The following is a 17,922-nucleotide window of genomic DNA, read 5'->3' on the forward strand; positions in this document are numbered from 1 at the left end:
TTGAGGTCTGCTGTCGGCTAGAAGCGGTCGAAAGCCCTTGATCCTCAAAACGGGCGCTCGCCAACTCAGTTCTTAGAAGACTACGGCCTACCTGTTGTGCAACTACCGCGGAGATCGGACTCGATGCGGATTAGGTTTGCCCTTGGCTGTCGGACGCGCAAGCCTGATGAGAGTTTCGGTAAACGGCTCCGTACGAAGGGGCGCAGTATCGAGGTCTCCGCCTGCCGCTTTCAACACGAGTTGCGAGGCGCTCGCGAAAAGCTTCTCGGAGTTACCAGAATCCCAGAGCTTTTCAATTAATGGCTTGCAGAGACGCTCAATCTCATTCGAGTTCATTTTGGAGACCGGCGGAGGAATTTCTGCCACTCTTACCGCCAAAAGGATCTCGTAGCGCGCTGCTCTGTACATGCCATCAAGGAGTTGATTTCTGAACAGGTACTCCAGCCTATAGGAAGCAAGCGCCGCCACGTAGTAGGGTTCCAACTTGTCCCCAGGTGCAAACAGGTCAGTCCCAACTCGATCAAGAATTCTTCGGTAGCTTCTGGTCGCCCGGTGGGGCTCCTCCAGGAACATCGACGCAAAAGCGCGGATCAAGCTACCCGGTGTGACGATTCGAGTCTTCTCGATGCCTCCGACGTTGTTGTACTGTCGCGAACGCCGCTCGTAGTAAAGGCGCTCGTGATCGTCAAACGCATTGAAGTAGGACTCCAGCTTCTTCTGGAAATCTGACAGCGCCAGCAACTGCTCTTCGCGCACTTCCGTCTGCCTGTTGGTCGCTTTGACGATGGAACCAATGACTTCTTCATCACGCGTCGCGATTAGCCGAAGTGGAACCATCACCGTGGCGTCTACCGAGGCGCGTTGGTCATGCAGCACATGGCTAGTCTGGCAGCCGTTGACTACCTGATAGTCCTCTATGTAGAACCTGTTCGCTGTCGTCCGCAGCGTCTTAGCGATCACGGTCACGCCGTTGTTCATGAGCGCGAAGCGAGCGCGATCCTTCCCTGACTCAAGGGTGTCCCTCATCTCCGCATTCACTGCGTTGAAATCCTGCCAGTCGCGGACGTTGTCGTAAAAAATGCCTCGAAGCATCTCGCCGTTCTCGTCTTCGATGAGGCGCAAGAATTCGGGCGCGGGAAGCAGCCCTACATAGGCTTCCGTTACGCCAGCAATCGTGGGCACAACCGTTTTCTGCGCGAAATCAAACTCCCGCGAAACGGAGTTACGGCTCTCCCGATTGAGTCGCTGAATCCCCTCGGCGTCGACAGGCACGAACTCAACGCTTCTAAAGATTCTCAACGCCGAAATGTCATCAATGGCGGCCTTCCTGCGCGCCTCTAGGGCTTGATCCCCCGTCCATGTTCCTGTCGTGATGTAGTAAAGCCTGCAGATCGGATTTCCACGCTTGAACTTGCTGCTCTCGTTGTAGATCGCAGTCATGATCTTTGCGAGCTTCGCGATCTCCTTGCCCCGAGGCAACGTTGCCTTGTCTTTGAAAAAGTCCTGCGCGCCGTAGGAGAACTGTCCAATCTTCGCAGTCTCGAACGACGAAGAACGCTCGGCCTGCACAAAGACAAACGACACGTCCAAGTAGCCATTTCGGTCGACGAATTCTGCGATGGCAGCCGCATCGTCGATCAGCGAGCCATTGACAATGATTGCGAGTGCATCTATCCCTGTGTCACCGCCAGACCCGACTACTACGTCGCTCGTCTCGAACCCTTCCGACAGTGATCTGCCGATCGTCAAGAAGGCCGCAAAATGTTCGAACTGCTTGTCCTCAGGGAGCGCCTCAAGGTTCTGCTCCGTCGTGAACTCGACCAGAAGCGATTTAGTTATGCGATCCATGTTGTTGTCTCTCTTCCCCCAGGGCTGGGTGGTGATTGTGTCTGACCAGCGGCTGAGGTCATGTAGGTACGTCGAATGTCGGCGAGTCGGCGCTGCGATCGTCGCTTACGGGTCGATTGCAGCCACCTAGCCCTCGAACGCCCGCAAGTAAGACGTCACCCTTCTTCGCCAAGCGTCAATGCAACCAACCATCAACCGGCTCCAACCCAATCGGCAGCTCATCCGCCCCCATCGCCTCCAGCAAGTTGATCTCCAACGTCCGGCACATCGCATCGAGCGGCAGATGATGCGCACGTACCCCGAACGGCTCCTCGATCTCGTCCCCCACCGCATCCAACCCGAAGAACGTATACGCCACGATCGCCACGACAAAGGGCGTCATAAAGCCGATCAGGTCCACAAGTCCGAACGGCAGCAAGAAGCAATAGAGGTAGGCCGTTCGGTGCAGCAGCAGCGTGTAGGCAAAGGGAATGGGTGTCGATGCAATGCGCTCGCACCCCGCAGCCACTTCGGCCAGGCCGGTGAACTGCTTGTCGACCTCCGCGGCGATTTGCGGCTCGATCTGGCCTGCACGCAGGCAGTCGCCTAGTTCGCGGCTGCTCAGGCGCAGCAGCAGGTCGGTGGCGCCGCGCGAGTTGGCCACCGCGGCCAGCTCGGCGTCCGTCAGCCACGGCCGCAGTTCCTCGGGCGCTTCGATGCCGCGCAGTTGCTGTCGCAGCACATGGGCGAACGCGATCGCGCGGCGGATGATCGCGTGGCGCACATCGATCGGTCCGAGCGCATCGATGGGCGGCAGCGCCGGCGGAGCCTCCATCCGCGTCAAGGTCAGCAACTGCCGCGCCAGGCTGCGCGACCGGAAGATCAGCTCGCCCCACAGCTTGCGTGCTTCCCAGTAGCGGTCGTATGCAGCGCTGTTGCGAAACCCCAGGAAGATGGCCAGAGCCAGCCCGATGAGCGAGAAGGGCACCGGCGTGAGCGTGATCTTGGCGTCGAACAGCTCGCCATGGCTGAGGGTCACGGCCATGGCCAAGGCCGTGCAGGTCGCGAGGCTCCCCAAGATGCGGGGCAGGATCGATCCGCGCAGGGCGAAGAACAGGCGCAGGGCGTTCGGGCGGCGCGTGACGATCATGTCGCGCATTGTCGAGGCCGCTCCGGGTCGCCCGCACGAGCTCCCGCGGCCCCGCTTGTAGTGCCAGCCCTACAGAACATCCCCGCCGGCAACGATCCCGCCCCGCGCCCTGTCTCCCTAGCATCGGTCTCAACGAATCCCGGAGGGACGACCGATGTCAGACGAGCGCTATTTCGACCCGTACGACGCCAATAGGCCGCTGCTGATGCGCTGCTCCTGCGGCCGCCACGCCTCGGCCGCCGAGCACGCCGCCGCTGAGCAGCAACACCACGCTGCGGTCGACGCCACCACCGAACTCAAGCGCCGCAGCGAGACCGCCGACTTCGAGGCCTACTCGCAAGAGTTCATCGAGGCCACGCTCGTCAAGGCGCTCTTTCCGCAAGACGCCCTTCGCCGCCGCTTCCTGCGCGCCGTCGGCAAGGGCACGGCCATGGCGGCCATCTCCAGCCTCCTGCCCATCGCCTCCCTGCAGGCCATGGCGCAGGAAGGCGCCGGCAAGAACGGCGCGCTGGAGAAGAAGGACCTGAAGATCGGCTTCATCCCGATCACCTGCGCCACCCCGCTGCTCATGGCCCACCCCCTCGGCTTCTACGAGAAGCAGGGCCTGAACGTGCAGGTGGTCAAGACGGCGGGCTGGGCGCTCATCCGCGACAAGATGCTCAACAAGGAGTACGACGCTACGCACTTCCTTTCGCCCATGCCGCTGGCCATCAGCATGGGGGTCGGCTCGAACCCCGTGCCGATGAACGTGGCGACGATCCAGAACACGAATGGCCAGGCGATCACGCTGGCCAACAAGCACAAGGACAGGCGCGATCCCAAGCAGTGGAAGGGCTTCAAGTTCGCGGTGCCCTTCGAGTATTCGATGCACAACTTCCTGCTGCGCTATTACGTGGCGGAGTCGGGGCTGGACCCGGACCGTGACATCCAGATCCGCGTGCTGCCCCCGCCCGAGATGGTGGCCAACCTGCGCGCCGGCAACATCGACGGCTACCTCGGCCCCGATCCCTTCAACCAGCGTGCGGTGTTCGAGGGAGTCGGCTTCCTGCACCTGCTCACCAAGGACCTGTGGAACGGCCACCCGTGCTGCGCCTTCGGAACCTCGACCGAGTTCATTCAGCAAAACCCGAACACCTTTGCCGCCCTGTACCGCGCCGTGCTCACGGCTGCGGCCATGGCGCGCAAGCCGGAGAACCGCCCGCTCATCGCCAAGGTGATCTCGCCACAGGCCTACCTGAACCAGCCCGAGACGGTGGTCACGCAGGTGCTCACCGGCAAGTTCGCCGACGGCCTGGGCAACATCAAGACGGTGCCCGACCGCGCCGACTTCGACCCCATCCCCTGGCAGAGCATGGCCGTGTGGATGCTCACACAGATGAAGCGCTGGGGCTATGTGAAGGGCGACGTGAACTACAAGCAGATCGCCGAGCAGGTGTTCCTGCTGACCGACGCCAAGAAGACGATGAAGCAACTCGGCATGGCGGCGCCCGAGGGGGCCTACCCCAAGTTCACGATCATGGGCAAGGTCTTCGACCCCGAGAAGCCCGAGCCCTACCTGAACAGCTTCGCGATCCAGAAGGTCTGAGCGATGACCGACTCGGCCCGCGTTCTCAACCTGAAGGCAGCGCTGCTGTCGGCGCTGATCCTGCTGCTGCTGATCGGTGTGTGGCAGCTTGCCACCTTGCCGGCAGCGGCCGGTCCCGCGGTCGCGATGACGCCCGAGCAGATCGAATACGCCAAGCTGCTCGGCAAGGACCCGGGCGAAGCCGGTGAGGGCGGCGCCAAGTCAGGCGTTCCCACGCCGGCGCAGTTCGGCGCCACGGTCGTCGAGCACCTGGCCAGCCCCTTCTACGACAACGGCCCCAACGACAAGGGCATCGGCCGGCAGCTCGGCTACTCGCTCGGCCGCGTGGCGCTGGGCTTTGCCCTCGCAGCGTTGGTCGCGATCCCGCTGGGCTTCCTGATCGGCATGAGCCCGCTCATCTACCGCGCGCTCGATCCCTTCATCCAGGTACTCAAGCCGATCTCGCCGCTGGCCTGGATGCCGCTGGCGCTCTACACGATCAAGGACTCCAACATCTCCGGCATCTTCGTGATCTTCATCTGCTCGGTCTGGCCGATGCTGCTCAACACCGCCTTCGGCGTGGCGGGCGTGCGGCGCGAGTGGCTCAACGTCGCCAAGACGCTCGAGGTGAACCCGCTGCGCAAGGCCTTCGAGGTGATCCTGCCCGCCGCGGCGCCGACCATCCTGACCGGCATGCGCATCAGCATGGGCATCGCGTGGCTGGTCATCGTGGCGGCCGAGATGCTGGTCGGCGGCACGGGCATCGGCTACTTCGTGTGGAACGAGTGGAACAACCTCTCGCTCACCAACGTGATCTTCGCGATCCTGGTGATCGGCCTGGTCGGCATGGCGCTCGACCTCTTGTTCGCCCAGGCGCAGAAAGCCGTGACTTATGTCGACTGAAAAAGCGGTCAAGCGCTTCGTCCAGGTCGAAGCCCTTGCGAAGACCTACCCGGGCTCGAGCGAGCCGGTGTTCGACAGCGTCAACTTCGGCATCGCCAAGGGCGAGTTCGTCTGCATCATCGGCCACAGCGGCTGCGGCAAGACCACCATCCTGAACGTGCTCGCCGGGCTGGAGAGCGCGACCGAAGGCCATGTGTTCATGGACAACCGCGAAGTGGCGGGGCCCAGCCTGGAGCGCGGCGTCGTGTTCCAGGGTCACGCGCTCATGCCGTGGCTGTCGGTGCGCAAGAACATCGCCTTCGCGGTGCGCAGCAAGTGGCGCGATTGGAGCGCCGCGAAGATCGACGCGCAGGTCGAAAAATACGTGGCGATGGTCGGGCTGGCCGGCGCGATCGACAAGAAACCTTCGGCGCTCTCGGGCGGCATGAAGCAGCGCGTGGGCATCGCGCGGGCCTTCGCCATCGAGCCCAAGATGCTGCTGCTCGACGAGCCTTTCGGCGCGCTCGATGCGCTCACGCGCGGCACGATTCAGGACGAGCTGGTGCGCATCTGCGCCGAGACGCACCAGACGGTGTTCATGATCACGCACGACGTCGACGAGGCGATCCTGCTGGCCGACAAGATCCTGCTCATGAGCAACGGCCCCGGCGCACGCATTGCCGAAGTGGTGGTCAACACCCTGCCCCGCCGCGCCGATGGCGCAAAAGAAGGCGGACGCCAGCGTGCCACGCTGCACCACGACCCGCAGTACTACCGCATCCGCAACCACCTGGTGGACTTTCTGGTGACGCGCTCCAAGGAGCTGTCGCACGGCAGGGCGCCGGCCTTTCCGCTGGAGGTGCGGCCGGGGCTGGAACCCGACGAGGAGGTCTTCGCTCAGCTACCCGCGATGCCGTCTGCCATGCCGTCCGATCCGCCGCCGGCGCGAGCGCCCCTGCAGCGCGTCGTCTGAACCCGTCCTGCCCCGACACCGTTTTCAACCGAACAGGAGTTCCCATGAGCCGTCTCGAAGTCACCGAAAAGATCATCTCCACCAAGGTCGCCAAAGGCATGAAGTGGTCCGATGTGGCCGACAAGGTCGGCCTCAGCAAGGAATGGGTCACCGCAGCCTGCCTCGGCCAGATGACGCTCAACGCCGAACAGGCCGGGGTTATCGCGGGCCTGTTCGAACTCAGCGAGGCGGAGAAGCAGTGGCTGATGGTCGTGCCCTACAAGGGCTCGCTGCCCACCAGCGTGCCGACCGATCCGCTGATCTACCGCTTCTACGAACTCGTCAGCGTTTACGGCACCACCTTCAAGGAACTGATCCATGAAGAGTTCGGCGACGGCATCATGAGCGCGATCGATTTCAAGATGGATCTCAAGCGCGAGCCGAATGCCGCGGGCGATCGCGTGAGCATCGCGATGAGCGGCAAGTTCCTGCCCTACAAAACGTACTGAGCCGGGTATTCCTCCCTCTCCCTCTGGGAGAGGGTTGGGGTGAGGGCCGGCCCGAACCCGCCATGACGCCAGCACCCCCATGACCGACACCCGCCCTCCCGTCCCACCGTTCACGCTGGAAACCGCCCGCCAGAAGGTCCGCCTGGCCGAGGACGCCTGGAACACGCGCGACCCCGACGTGGTGGTGCGCGTCTACACCGACGACACCCGCTGGCGCAACCGCGCCGAATTCCCGGTCGGGCGCGAAGCGGTGCGCGCCTTCCTGCAACGCAAATGGGAACGCGAACTCGACTACCGGCTCATCAAGGAACTCTGGGCCTGCGACGGCCCGGTCAACACCGGCCGCCTTGCCGTGCGTTTCGCCTACGAGTGGCACGACGCCGCGGGCCAGTGGTTCCGCAGCTACGGCAACGAGAACTGGCAGTTCAACGCCCAAGGCCTCATGACGCATCGCTACGCCAGCATCAACGACCTGCCGATCCGCACCGAGGAGCGCCTCTTCCACTGGCCGCTCGGCCGGCGGCCCGACGGGCACGCGAGCCTGAGCGAACTCGGCCTCTGATCAGCCGACTCGGGGCTGCTCGACCACCAGCTCGCGCTGCACCGCCACGGCGGTGGGGCGCGGCACGACCGAGCCTCCGCGGGCCTCGAGGTGCGCCCGGGTGACGGCCGCGCCGAACAGCAGGATCAGCGACGAGTAGTTGACCCACATCAGCAACAGCACCAGCGAGCCGGCCGCGCCGTAAGCCGAGCCGGTGGCGGTGTTGGCGAGGTAGATCGCTATCAGCGCGCGCCCGATCGCAAACAGCACCGACGTGACCGCCGCGCCCACCCACACGTCGCGCCACTTCAGCAGCACGTCGGGCAGGATGCGGAACATCGCCGCGAACAGCAGCGTCACCACCACCAGCGACAGCACCACGTCGATCGTGCCCAGCGACCACGCCGGCACCGGTAGCCAGTTCTCTGCAAAGGCCATCACCGCGCGCACCGCCACGCTGAGCAGCAGCGAGACCAGCAGCACAAAGCCGATCGCCAGCACCACGGCGAGCGACATCATGCGGCTCTTGACGAGCAGCATGACGGTATTGCGGTTCGGGTTGGGCGCAACCGACCAGATGGCGTTGAGCGACTTCTGCATTTGCGCGAACACGGCCGTCGCCCCGAGCAGGATCAGCCCGAAGCCCATGAGCGTCGGCGCCAGGCCGGCGTTCTCGATCTGTGCACCGGCCACAGCGGTCTGCACGAAGCCGGCCGCTTCCTCACCCACTGCCGCTTGCAGCCGGGTCATCAACTCGCCCTGCGCGGCCTGCTCGCCCAGCACCAGGCCGACGACGGAGACTGCCACGATGACCACCGGGGCGATCGAGAACACGGTGAAAAAGGCGAGGGCGGCCGCGTACACGAAGGCCTGGGCGTCGAGCCAGTAGCGGGAGGCGTGCCGAAGGATGTCGAACCAATAGCGGAGGGTCTGGCGCAGGGGCATCGAGGCATTGTGCCGGTCGGCGGCGTTGCGTCAGGGTCGGCGCAGCGCCATCCATTCGCCGCCGAAGGCTTCATGCACCGGACGCATTTCGGGCAGCACATAAACGACGCCGTAGCCTCGGCCCAGCAGGGGCTGCACGACGGCATCGAAGAAGGCCGGTGCCACGACCACGCAACCCAGCGAGACGCGGTTGTCCTCGGCACCCGCCGAGAACAAGCGCTCTTCGCGGGGCTGCCGCGCGTTGCCGGGCCGCACCCGGTGGATGGCCAGGCCGGCGTCGTAGTCGAACCAGACCACGGCTTCGCCATCGAGGTTGCGGCCCGGCTCCGAGGCGAAGCGACCGGCCGGCGTGGTGCGATCGGCCGGTGCGATATCGGCCGGGTCGAGTGCGCCAAGGCCGGGCACTGCGTCGTCGCCGATGGCCGAGCCCAGCAGTGCCGAAGCCGCGCCCACGAGACGCCCGCCTGGCTCGAACACCACGAGTTGCGCGGCCCGCTTGTCGACGATGGCGAACGGCCGGCCCCGGTTGTCGCCGGAATCGACGATCCAGTGCGCGACCTGGCGGGCGTCGGCAGAGGCCGGCACGCTGGCGCGTTCGACGCTGACGTGGGCAGCGGGCGACGTGGCGGAAGGCGCGGCGATCGCCGGCAGACCGGCCAAGGCGCACAGCGCTGCGGCGGCGGCGGTCGCGATACGGGCCTTGCTTGATCTCCCTTCAGCAGGCATTGCGTTCTTGTCCTTCTCCGGTGCGGCACACAAAACAAAGCCGGGCGCTCGAGCCCGGCTTCGCTGTGGGTTAAATGCTACGAAAGAAGGCGGCGCAAGGGTAGGTGCGTCAGCGGGAAGAAAACACGCAGACGCGAGCCTGGGGCCTCAACGGCTGCCTACGGTTTGCACCTTCGGCCACAGCACCCACATGCGCAGCGGCTGCTTCATGCGGCCGGCCCGCGCTTCGGCACCGTCGCCCCAGCCCCAGAAGTAGTCGGCCCGGACCGGCCCGGTGATCGCGCCGCCGGTGTCCTGGGCGACCACCAGGCGCTGCAGCGGCCGGGGCGGCGGCGGGTTGGCCGCTGACCAGGGCTGCGGTTCGGTGGTGTCGATCCACACCGGGCTGCCATAAGGCACCGATCGCTTGTCCACCGCGATAGAGCGGCCCGGCGTCAGCGCCACGCCCTGCGCGCCGCGCGGACCGGCACTGGGATCGATCAGCGGCTCTTCCCGAAAGAACACGTAGCGCGGGTTCGCGTTGAGCATTTCTTCGACCCGGCGGGGATGCGCCCGCGCCCAGGACTTGATGGCCGGCCACGAGGCCTGCTCCAGCGTGAAGGCGCCACGGTCGACCAGCCAGCGGCCGACCGACTTGTAGGGCTGGTCGTTGTGGCCCGCAAAGGCGGCGCGCACGAGCCGGCGCTGCCCGTCGGGCTCGGTGACGGCCAGCCGCCCGGAGCCCTGGATGTGCAGCACCAGCGCGTCGAGCGGGTCGGCCACGAACGCGATTTCGCGGCCGCGCAGGCCCGAACGCGCGGCCGGGTCGCGCTCGACCTGCTCGCGCGTGAACCAGGGTTTGCGCGTCGCCAGGTCGGCGGGCGGCCCGTATAGCGGAACCGTGAAGCCCGGCCGCGCACTGCGGCTGGCCTCGATCAGCGGTTCGTAGTAGCCGGTGATCATTCCCTCGGCCTGGCCCTCCGGCGACTCCACGCGCCACGGCTGCAGGTGCGCCGTCAGCCAGGCACGCACCTTCGCCTCATCGGGCTCGGCCACGCTGCGGGCCTCGGCGCAGGCGTCTTGCCAGCCGGGCGCCGGCCGCTCGCAACTCTTGAGCAGCGCCGGCCAGGCGGCCAGCACGTTGTCCTGAGGCCAGCCGGGGAGCTCGTTCCAGGGCGCGGCCACCCAGCGCGAGATGCCGAACGCCATCATGGCCGGCGCGGGGCCCGGCGCCGTGGTCACCGGCGCGCCCTGCGGTGCGGGCGGCTGGCCGGAAGCGGCGGGCGGGCTGCCCACGGGCGCACCGGTGGGTGGTTCACTGGCAGGAGCTTCGGGCGGCAGCGGCGAGGCGCAGCCGGCGAGCCCTCCTAGAATCAGCGCGGCCCGCAAGGCCGGGCGCAACGAGAAAGACCAAGGCATGTGGGTGATTGTGCTGGAGGCCCTGGCCGCGCTGGCGCTGCTCGTGTTCATCGTCTGGTGGACGATGTTTTCCGGGCGCCGCAAGGGCGAGCCCGAGCGACCCGAAGACGACGCGTAGTCGTCAGCGCCGGGCGGCCTGCGAGAATGCCGCTTCGTCGTCGCCGCCTGTGAGCACTTGCTCCCGCACGGGCCGCGGCTGAAGCTCAAAAGTCGAAATTGAAGCGGGAGACACCGAATGCTGGCGAACATCGCCGGGTACCTGCAGATCCAGCCGTGGCCGCCCGAGCCGGGGTTGCTGTTCTGGTCGGCCCTGACCCTGATAGCCGGCGGCCTGATCGGCGAGGCGGTGTTCCGCCGTCTGGCCTTGCCGCGCATCGTCGGCTACAGCGCCGTGGGCATGGTGATCGCGCTGAGCGGCAACGGCCTGGAGGCCGGCCAGATGGGCGGCGGAGCCCGCCTCATCGTCGATCTGGCGCTAGGGCTGCTGCTGTTCGAGCTGGGCAGCCGGGTCAACCTGCGCTGGCTGCGCGCCAATCCCGCGCTGCTGTGGACCAGCGCGGCCGAGTCGCTGCTGAGCTTCGCGGCGATCTTCCTCACCTTGCGCTGGCTGGGGCTGGACACCAACGTGGCGCTGGCCTGCGCGACCATGACCGTCTCGGCCTCCGCCGCCGTGGTCGGTCGTGTCGCCAGCGAGCTCAAGTCGGCCGGTCAAGTGACCGAACGCATGATCGTGCTCACGGCGCTCAACACGCTATACGCCGTGCTCTCGCACCGATTGGTGCTGGGCTGGCTGCACCTCGACGCCGCAGGCGAGTGGGTGCAGGGCGTCGCCCAGCCGATCTACACCTTCGTCGGCTCGGTGCTGCTGGCCATCGCATTGGCCCGGCTGGTGGCCTGGGTGGCGCGCCGGCTGGAACTGCGCGACGAGAACTCGGTGCTGCTGCTGCTCGGCCTGATCGTGCTGGCCCTCACCACGGCGCAATTGCTCAACCTGTCCACCCTGCTCGTGCCGCTGGCGGCCGGCGTGTTGCTGCGCAACACCACTGAGCGCCCCTGGGTCTGGCCGCGCCACTTCGGCACCGCGGGCGGCGTGCTGGTGCTGATGCTGTTCGTCATCGTCGGCGCGTCATGGTCGCTCGAGGCGCTGGCCCTGGGGGGTGTGGCGGCGCTGCTGCTGCTGCTCGCGCGCGGCGCGGCCAAGGCGCTGGTCGTGGTGGGCATGGCGAGCTGGAGCGGTATCCGCGCGCGGCAGGGCGTCGCACTGGCGCTGACCTTGACGCCGGTCTCGGGTACCACGCTGGTGCTTTATGCCGACTTGCATGTCACCCACCCGGCTTTCGCGATGACGGTCGCGCCCATCGTGCTCAGCGCCATCGCCATCATGGCGCTGCTCGGCCCGATCGCCGTGCAGTCGGGACTGCGGCTCGCGGGCGAACACCAGCCGCCGCGTCGGGCCGCGGCGCAGGAGATCAAATAGATGAGTTTGGAGGCCTTTGCCGATTCGCGTTCGCTGAGCCTGGGCGTCGAGCTCGAGCTTCAGATCGTCAGCACCCACGATTACGACCTGTCGCCGAGTGCGGCCGATCTGCTGCGGCTGGTCAAGAAGCAAAAGCTGCCCGGCACGGTGACGCCGGAGGTGACCGACAGCATGATCGAGCTGTCCACCGGCATCTGCAACAGCCACGCCGACGTGCTGGCCCAGCTCACCGAGATCCGCGACGCGCTGGTCGGCTGCGCCGACAAGCTCAATGTGGGCCTGTGCGGCGGCGGCACCCACCCGTTCCAGGACTGGAGCCAGCGCCGCATCTACGACGCGCCGCGCTTTCACCAGCTCTCCGAGCTCTACGGCTACCTGTCCAAGCAGTTCACGGTGTTCGGCCAGCACGTGCACATCGGCTGCCCCGGTCCCGACCAGGCGCTGGTGCTGCTGCACGGGCTGTCGCGCTTCATTCCGCACCTGATCGCGCTGACCGCTTCGTCGCCGTTCGTGCAGGGCATCGACACCGGCTTTCATTCGGCACGCCTGAACTCCGTGACCGCGTTCCCCTTGTCCGGACGGGCACCTTTCGTACTGCGCTGGGAGGATTTCGAAACCTACTTCGGCAAGATGATGCACACCGGTGTGGTCCAGAGCATGAAGGACTTCTACTGGGACATCCGGCCCAAGCCGGAGTTCGGCACGATCGAGGTGCGCGTGCTCGACACCCCGCTGACCATCGAGAAGGCCGCCGCCATGGCCGCGTTCATCCAGTGTCTGGCGCGCTGGCTGCGCATCGAGCGGCCGTTCGAGCCGAGCGAAGACGACTACCTGCCCTACACCTTCAACCGTTTCCAGGCCTGCCGCTTCGGCCTGGACGGCAGCTTTGTCGATCCCAAGACCGGCGAGCACCGCACGCTGCGCGAAGACATCGAGGCGACCCTGGGCTCGCTCGAGATCCACGCCATGGAGCTGCAGGCCGAAGACGCCCTGCGCACGATCCGCGTCGAGCTCGCCGGCGACGGCAACGACGCCACCTGGATCCGCCGCACGCACGACCGCGAGCACCTGCTGGCCGAAGTGGTGCGCCAGCAGTGCCAGCGCTGGGGAGGCCGCCAGGGGTGAACCCGCCGCCGAGCCGCCTGCCGCCGGAGGCGTCGGGCGTTGGTGCCGCCCAGGCCGACGCAGGTCGGCCTGCAAGCACGGCACCCACCTTCTACGCGGGCCACGGCACATGAGTCCGCGGCCGATGCGCATCGGCCTGTCGGCCCGGCTGCTGCACACGCCGCCGGCGGAGTTGGGCTTTCGCAACAAGACGCTGCAGTACCTGGAGCAGTCGATCGCGCACTGGATCATGGGCCACGGGGCGCTGGTCTTCATGGTGCCTACGCTCGGCTTCGATGCCGAGATTTCGCGCCGGCGCATCTCGGTGACCCACTACGTCGATGCGCTCGACGGCCTGGTGCTGCAAGGCGGCGCTGACGTGAGCCCGGCCACCTACGGCCAGCAGCCGCTGCGCCCCGAATGGGCGGGCGATCCGGTGCGCGACCGCTACGAGATCGAGCTGCTCGACGGTTTCCTCGCCAAGGGCAAACCGGTGCTCGGCATCTGCCGCGGCTGCCAGCTCATCAACGTGGCCTTCGGCGGCACGCTGTTCCAGGACATCGGCACCCAGCAGCCGGACGCGCATGTTCATGTCGATGCCGATCTGTACGACCAGCACAAGCACGAGATCGACTTCGAGCCGGGCTCCAGGCTGTCAGGCCTGTATCCCGACGTGACGACTGCGCGTGTCAACAGCATCCACCACCAGGCGGTCGACCGGCTCGGCTCCGACCTCGTGATCGAGGCGCGCTCGCGGGAAGACGGCATGGTCGAGGCGATTCGCGCTCGCGGCTCGCTGTTCGTGGCCGGCGTGCAGTGGCATCCCGAGTTCCACTTCCAGGATTCCGGGCTGCTCAGCGGCGAGCCGCTGCTCGATGCCTTCCTGAGCGCCGCGCGAACCGCCACCGAGGTCCAGCCGGCGCCGGTCAGCCTGCCGCTGGCAACCCGCTGAGCCCGACCGGCCCGCGCAACAGGCGCCGGCCGGCCATCGTCTGAGCGGCTTGCTCGACGAAGGCTTTCCCGCTCAGTGCAAAGCCGACTGCTGCGACAACTCGAACGGCGCGATTCCGGCTTCGAAGGCCTGCGCCTCGGCGCTCATGCAAAAGTAAGTGCCCTGCATGCGTCCACGCGGTGCCTTGATGCGCGCCCAGCTCTGGTATTCGAACTGCTCGCCCGGCTTGAGCAGCGGCTGGTGACCGACCACGCCCAGGCCGCGCACTTCCTGCGTGACGCCGGTGGCGTCGTGGATGAGCCAGTGGCGGCCGATCAGCTGGGCGGCGACGTCGCCGCTGTTGACGATGGTCACGCTGTAGGCGAAGGCGTAGGCCTGCTGATCAGGAGCCGATTGCTCGGGCAGGTAGCGTGCGATGACGCTGACGGTGAACTCGGGGCGGGCCATGCGCGCATTCTATGAAGGCTGCGCTTCGCCGAGCCGTCGCCGGAAGCGACCGTTTCTTGGAGCGATCCCTGGCCGACGCGAGCGCGTCGCGACAAGGGTCGTCTCTAGAATGCTCGGTCCTGCCCCACGCACCGCGATCATGCGCAATTCGTCCTCCTTTCGCATTGCCCCGAGCCTGCTCTCGGCCGATTTCGCGCGCTTGGGCGAGGAGGTCAAGAGCGTCATCGCAGCCGGCGCCGACTGGATTCACTTCGACGTGATGGACAACCATTACGTGCCCAATCTGACCTTCGGGCCGATGGTTTGCGAGGCCCTGAGAAAGCACGCCGTCACCGCGGACGGCGCGCGCGTGCCGATCGACGTGCACTTGATGGTCAAGCCTGTGGATGCGTTGGCGCAGGCCTTCGCCCGCGCGGGCGCCGACCTGGTGAGTTTTCACCCGGACGCCAGTGCGCACGTGGACCGCACGCTGCAACTCATCAAGGCCGAGGGCTGCCAAGCGGGACTGGTCTTCAACCCGGCCGCGCCGCTCGATGTGCTGGAGTGGGTGCTGGGCGAGGACTGCGACAAGCTCGATCTCATCTTGCTCATGAGCGTGAACCCGGGCTTCGGCGGCCAGAGCTTCATCCTCAGTACGCTGAGGAAACTCGAGCGCGTGCGCCGGCTCATCGAACAGAGCGGGCGCGACATTCGCCTGGAAGTCGACGGCGGCATCAAGACCGACAACATCCGCGCCGCCGCCGACGCCGGGGCCGATACCTTCGTGGCGGGCAGCGCGATCTTCGGTCAGCCCGATTACAAGGGCGTTATCGACGCGATGCGCGCGCGGTTGGCGGCGTAACGACCGTCGGCCCTGCTGCTAGACTTTGCGGCATGTTCATGTCGCGCAAGCAAACCAAGGGGTCCCACGACCGGGGAGCCTGGCCCTGGCGTCGCCGGGCCGACTGAGCCGAAGCCCGCGCGCATCAGCGCCGCTGCTGGGGCTCACGCTGGCGCGCGGTTCTGACCGCCGCCTTGCTTGCGAACACCGCATGACGCAACGCTTCCTCGAAGCGAGTGCGCCGGGCCGCGGAGGGCCCCGACGTGATCACTGAACTGGAATTCAAGAGCCTTGCCGAGCAGGGCCACAACCGCATTCCGTTGATCGGCGAGGCCTTCGCCGATCTGGAAACGCCGCTCTCGCTCTATCTCAAATTGGCCGGTGGCCGACGTTTGAGCTTTCTCCTCGAATCCGTGGTGGGCGGCGAGCGCTTCGGGCGCTATTCGTTCATCGGCTTGCCCGCCCGCACGCTGCTGCGCGCCACCGGCATGCGGTGCGAGGTCGTCACCGACGGCAGGGTGGTCGAGACGCACGAGGGCAATCCGCTCGATTTCATCGAAAGCTACCAGCGCCGCTTCAAGGTCGCCCTGCGGCCCGGCCTGCCACGCTTTTGCGGCGGGCTGGCCGGCTACTTCGGCTACGAGGCCGTGCGCTGCATGGAGCCGAAATTGGCGGCCGTGCACAAGGAAGGCGGCATCGGCACGCCCGACATCCTCTTGCTGCAGACCGAAGAGCTGGCGGTCATCGACAACCTGTCGGGGCGTCTTTACCTCATCGTCTATGCCGATCCCGGCCAGCCCGAAGCCTATTTCAAGGCCAAGCGGCGGCTGGCCGAATTGAGCGACCAGCTGCGCTACAGCGTCAGTGCACCGGCGGTCCGGCGCAGTCCTTCGCATGCGGTAGAGCGCGAGTTCGCCAAGGCCGACTTCGAGGCGGCGGTCGTGCGCTGCAAGGAGTACATCGCCGCGGGCGACTGCATGCAGGTGGTGCTCGGCCAGCGCCTCAGCAAGCGCTACACCGAAAGCCCGCTGTCGCTGTACCGCGCGCTGCGCTCGCTGAACCCGTCGCCGTACATGTACTTTTACGACCTGGGCGAGTTCCAGATCGTCGGCGCGTCGCCCGAAATCCTCGTGCGGCACGAGCACGTGCAAGATGGCGACAAGACGGGCGAGAAGCTCACCATCCGCCCGCTCGCCGGCACCCGGCCGCGCGCCGCCACGCCCGAGCAGGACCGCGCCGCCGAACTCGAGCTCCTCGCCGATCCGAAGGAGCGTGCCGAGCACCTGATGCTGATCGACCTGGCCCGCAACGACATCGGCCGCATCGCGCAGACCGGCTCGGTGAAGGTGACCGAGGCCTTCGCGGTCGAGCGCTATTCGCACGTGATGCACATCGTCAGCAATGTCGAGGGCCTGCTGAAGCCAGGCACCACCAACATGGACGTGCTGCGCGCGACCTTCCCGGCCGGCACGCTTTCGGGAGCGCCGAAAATCCGCGCCATGGAAATCATCGACGAGCTCGAGCCGGTTCAGCGCGGCATCTACGGCGGCGCCTGCGGCTACATCAGCTTCGCCGGCGACATGGATGTCGCCATCGCCATCCGCACGGGCATCGTCAAGGACAACGTGCTTTATGTGCAGGCGGCGGCCGGCGTAGTGGCTGATTCGGTGCCCGAGCTGGAGTGGAAGGAAACCGAGGCAAAGGCGAGGGCCGTATTGCGAGCGGCAGAGCTGGTCGAAGAGGGGTTCTGACATGTTGCTGATGATCGACAACTACGACAGCTTCACCTACAACCTGGTGCAGTACTTCTGCGAGCTGGGCGAGGAGGTGAAGGTGCTGCGCAACGACGAGATCGACGTAGCCGGCATCGAGGCGCTGCATCCGGACCGCCTTGTGATCTCGCCCGGGCCCTGCTCGCCGGCCGAGGCAGGCATCTGCGTCGAGGCGATCCGCCATTTCGCCGGCAAGCTGCCGATCCTGGGCGTGTGCCTCGGCCACCAGGCGATCGGTGCCGCGCTCGGCGGTCGCATCATTCGCGCGCGGGTGCAGATGCACGGCAAGGCCAGCCAGATCACCACCGACGGCAAGGGCGTGTTCAGCACGCTGCCCGAGCGCTTCGACGTGATCCGCTATCACTCGCTGGCCATTGAGCGCGAAACCTTGCCAGCCGAGCTGGATGTGAGCGCGACCACCGAAGACGGTGAAATCATGGGGGTGCGCCACAAGGCCCTGGCGATCGAAGGCGTGCAGTTCCATCCGGAATCGATCCTGACCGAGCACGGCCACGCGATGCTGAAGAACTTTCTCGACCACACGCACTGACTGACGAAGAGGTTCGCACCATGCCCATCACCGACAGCGCCGCGCTGCAGCGCACGATCGAGCACCGCGAGATCTTCCACGACGAGATGCTGCACCTGATGCGCCGCATCATGAGCGGCGAGATGTCGCCGGTGATGATCAGCGCGCTGATGGTCGGACTGCGGGTGAAGAAGGAAACCATCGGCGAGATCGCCGCCGCTGCCCAGGTGATGCGCGAGTTCGCGACGCCCGTGCCGGTGGAAGACAAGACGCACCTGGTCGACCTGTGCGGCACCGGCGGCGATGCCGCGCACACCTTCAACATCT

18 protein-coding genes and 1 pseudogene are annotated in these 17,922 nt (G+C 66.3%); 13 read left to right on the plus strand and 6 right to left on the minus strand.

Annotated elements, in window-relative coordinates:
* Positions 1-102: 102 nt before the first annotated feature.
* Positions 103-1,848: an AIPR family protein gene (locus tag H0W40_RS06305; RefSeq protein ID WP_292444357.1), complete on the minus strand. Its 1,746-nt coding sequence runs from the start codon at positions 1,846-1,848 to the stop codon at positions 103-105.
* 175 nt (positions 1,849-2,023) lie between these two features.
* Entirely contained in the window at positions 2,024-2,977 is a 954-nt protein-coding gene (locus H0W40_RS06310) for a bestrophin family protein (protein WP_292444405.1), read from the minus strand.
* Between the two features lie 154 nt (positions 2,978-3,131).
* Here H0W40_RS06310 and H0W40_RS06315 point away from each other — a divergent pair, with 154 nt between their 5' ends.
* The 5 genes from H0W40_RS06315 (at position 3,132) to H0W40_RS06335 (ending at position 7,446) form a co-directional block, all read left to right on the plus strand.
* Positions 3,132-4,562 (plus strand): CmpA/NrtA family ABC transporter substrate-binding protein, encoded by a 1,431-nt coding sequence (locus H0W40_RS06315; RefSeq protein ID WP_292444360.1) that lies wholly within the window; start codon positions 3,132-3,134, stop codon positions 4,560-4,562.
* 3 nt (positions 4,563-4,565) lie between these two features.
* Positions 4,566-5,444 carry a nitrate ABC transporter permease gene (gene ntrB / locus H0W40_RS06320; protein ID WP_292444363.1) on the plus strand — a complete coding sequence of 293 codons (879 nt, stop codon included), beginning with the start codon at positions 4,566-4,568 and terminating at the stop codon, positions 5,442-5,444.
* Positions 5,434-6,396: an ABC transporter ATP-binding protein gene (locus H0W40_RS06325; protein ID WP_292444366.1), complete on the plus strand. Its 963-nt coding sequence runs from the start codon at positions 5,434-5,436 to the stop codon at positions 6,394-6,396. The genes ntrB and H0W40_RS06325 overlap by 11 nt, the downstream gene beginning before the upstream one ends.
* 44 nt (positions 6,397-6,440) lie before the next feature.
* On the plus strand, positions 6,441-6,884 hold the full coding sequence (cynS, locus tag H0W40_RS06330; protein ID WP_292444368.1) for a cyanase: 444 nt from the start codon (positions 6,441-6,443) through the stop codon (positions 6,882-6,884).
* Positions 6,885-6,963: 79 nt separating this feature from the next.
* Entirely contained in the window at positions 6,964-7,446 is a 483-nt protein-coding gene (locus H0W40_RS06335) for a nuclear transport factor 2 family protein (protein ID WP_292444370.1), read from the plus strand.
* Here the strand turns inward: H0W40_RS06335 and H0W40_RS06340 are convergent, their stop codons facing one another.
* From H0W40_RS06340 to H0W40_RS06350, 3 genes are all read right to left on the minus strand, one after another.
* On the minus strand, positions 7,447-8,370 hold the full coding sequence (locus H0W40_RS06340) for a YihY/virulence factor BrkB family protein (RefSeq protein WP_292444373.1): 924 nt from the start codon (positions 8,368-8,370) through the stop codon (positions 7,447-7,449).
* A gap of 30 nt (positions 8,371-8,400) precedes the next feature.
* A complete protein-coding gene (locus H0W40_RS06345) occupies positions 8,401-9,096 on the minus strand; it encodes a L,D-transpeptidase (RefSeq protein WP_292444375.1) in 696 nt (231 codons plus the stop codon).
* A gap of 147 nt (positions 9,097-9,243) precedes the next feature.
* A complete protein-coding gene (locus tag H0W40_RS06350; protein ID WP_367153751.1) occupies positions 9,244-10,287 on the minus strand; it encodes a murein transglycosylase A in 1,044 nt (347 codons plus the stop codon).
* On the opposite strand from H0W40_RS06350, the gene H0W40_RS06355 reads away from it, so the two are divergent.
* The 4 genes from H0W40_RS06355 (at position 10,271) to H0W40_RS06370 (ending at position 14,027) form a co-directional block, all read left to right on the plus strand.
* Entirely contained in the window at positions 10,271-10,612 is a 342-nt protein-coding gene (locus H0W40_RS06355) for a hypothetical protein (protein WP_292444407.1), read from the plus strand. The genes H0W40_RS06350 and H0W40_RS06355 overlap by 17 nt on opposite strands.
* A 117-nt stretch (positions 10,613-10,729) precedes the next feature.
* Entirely contained in the window at positions 10,730-11,971 is a 1,242-nt protein-coding gene (locus tag H0W40_RS06360) for a cation:proton antiporter (RefSeq protein ID WP_292444380.1), read from the plus strand.
* Positions 11,972-13,096, plus strand: a complete 1,125-nt coding sequence (locus tag H0W40_RS06365; protein WP_292444383.1) for a YbdK family carboxylate-amine ligase — start codon at positions 11,972-11,974, stop codon at positions 13,094-13,096.
* Between the two features lie 109 nt (positions 13,097-13,205).
* Positions 13,206-14,027: a gamma-glutamyl-gamma-aminobutyrate hydrolase family protein gene (locus H0W40_RS06370; RefSeq protein WP_292444385.1), complete on the plus strand. Its 822-nt coding sequence runs from the start codon at positions 13,206-13,208 to the stop codon at positions 14,025-14,027.
* Between the two features lie 72 nt (positions 14,028-14,099).
* On the opposite strand, the gene apaG is transcribed toward H0W40_RS06370, so the two are convergent.
* On the minus strand, positions 14,100-14,474 hold the full coding sequence (apaG, locus tag H0W40_RS06375) for a Co2+/Mg2+ efflux protein ApaG (protein WP_292444388.1): 375 nt from the start codon (positions 14,472-14,474) through the stop codon (positions 14,100-14,102).
* A 139-nt stretch (positions 14,475-14,613) separates the two neighbouring features.
* Between apaG and rpe the strand changes: the two genes are divergently transcribed.
* The 4 genes and pseudogenes from rpe to trpD form a co-directional block, all read left to right on the plus strand.
* Entirely contained in the window at positions 14,614-15,315 is a 702-nt protein-coding gene (gene rpe / locus H0W40_RS06380; protein ID WP_292444390.1) for a ribulose-phosphate 3-epimerase, read from the plus strand.
* Positions 15,316-15,557: 242 nt separating this feature from the next.
* Positions 15,558-17,045 carry an anthranilate synthase component I gene (trpE, locus tag H0W40_RS06385; RefSeq protein WP_292444392.1) on the plus strand — a complete coding sequence of 496 codons (1,488 nt, stop codon included), beginning with the start codon at positions 15,558-15,560 and terminating at the stop codon, positions 17,043-17,045.
* A gap of 1 nt (position 17,046) precedes the next feature.
* Entirely contained in the window at positions 17,047-17,616 is a 570-nt protein-coding gene (locus tag H0W40_RS06390) for an aminodeoxychorismate/anthranilate synthase component II (RefSeq protein WP_292444395.1), read from the plus strand.
* A 20-nt stretch (positions 17,617-17,636) separates the two neighbouring features.
* Positions 17,637-17,922: pseudogene (gene trpD, locus H0W40_RS06395) on the plus strand (anthranilate phosphoribosyltransferase); the annotation flags it as partial.

The sequence above is a fragment of the Methylibium sp. genome (genome assembly GCF_013817345.1).
GTDB lineage: Bacteria > Pseudomonadota > Gammaproteobacteria > Burkholderiales > Burkholderiaceae_C > Methylibium.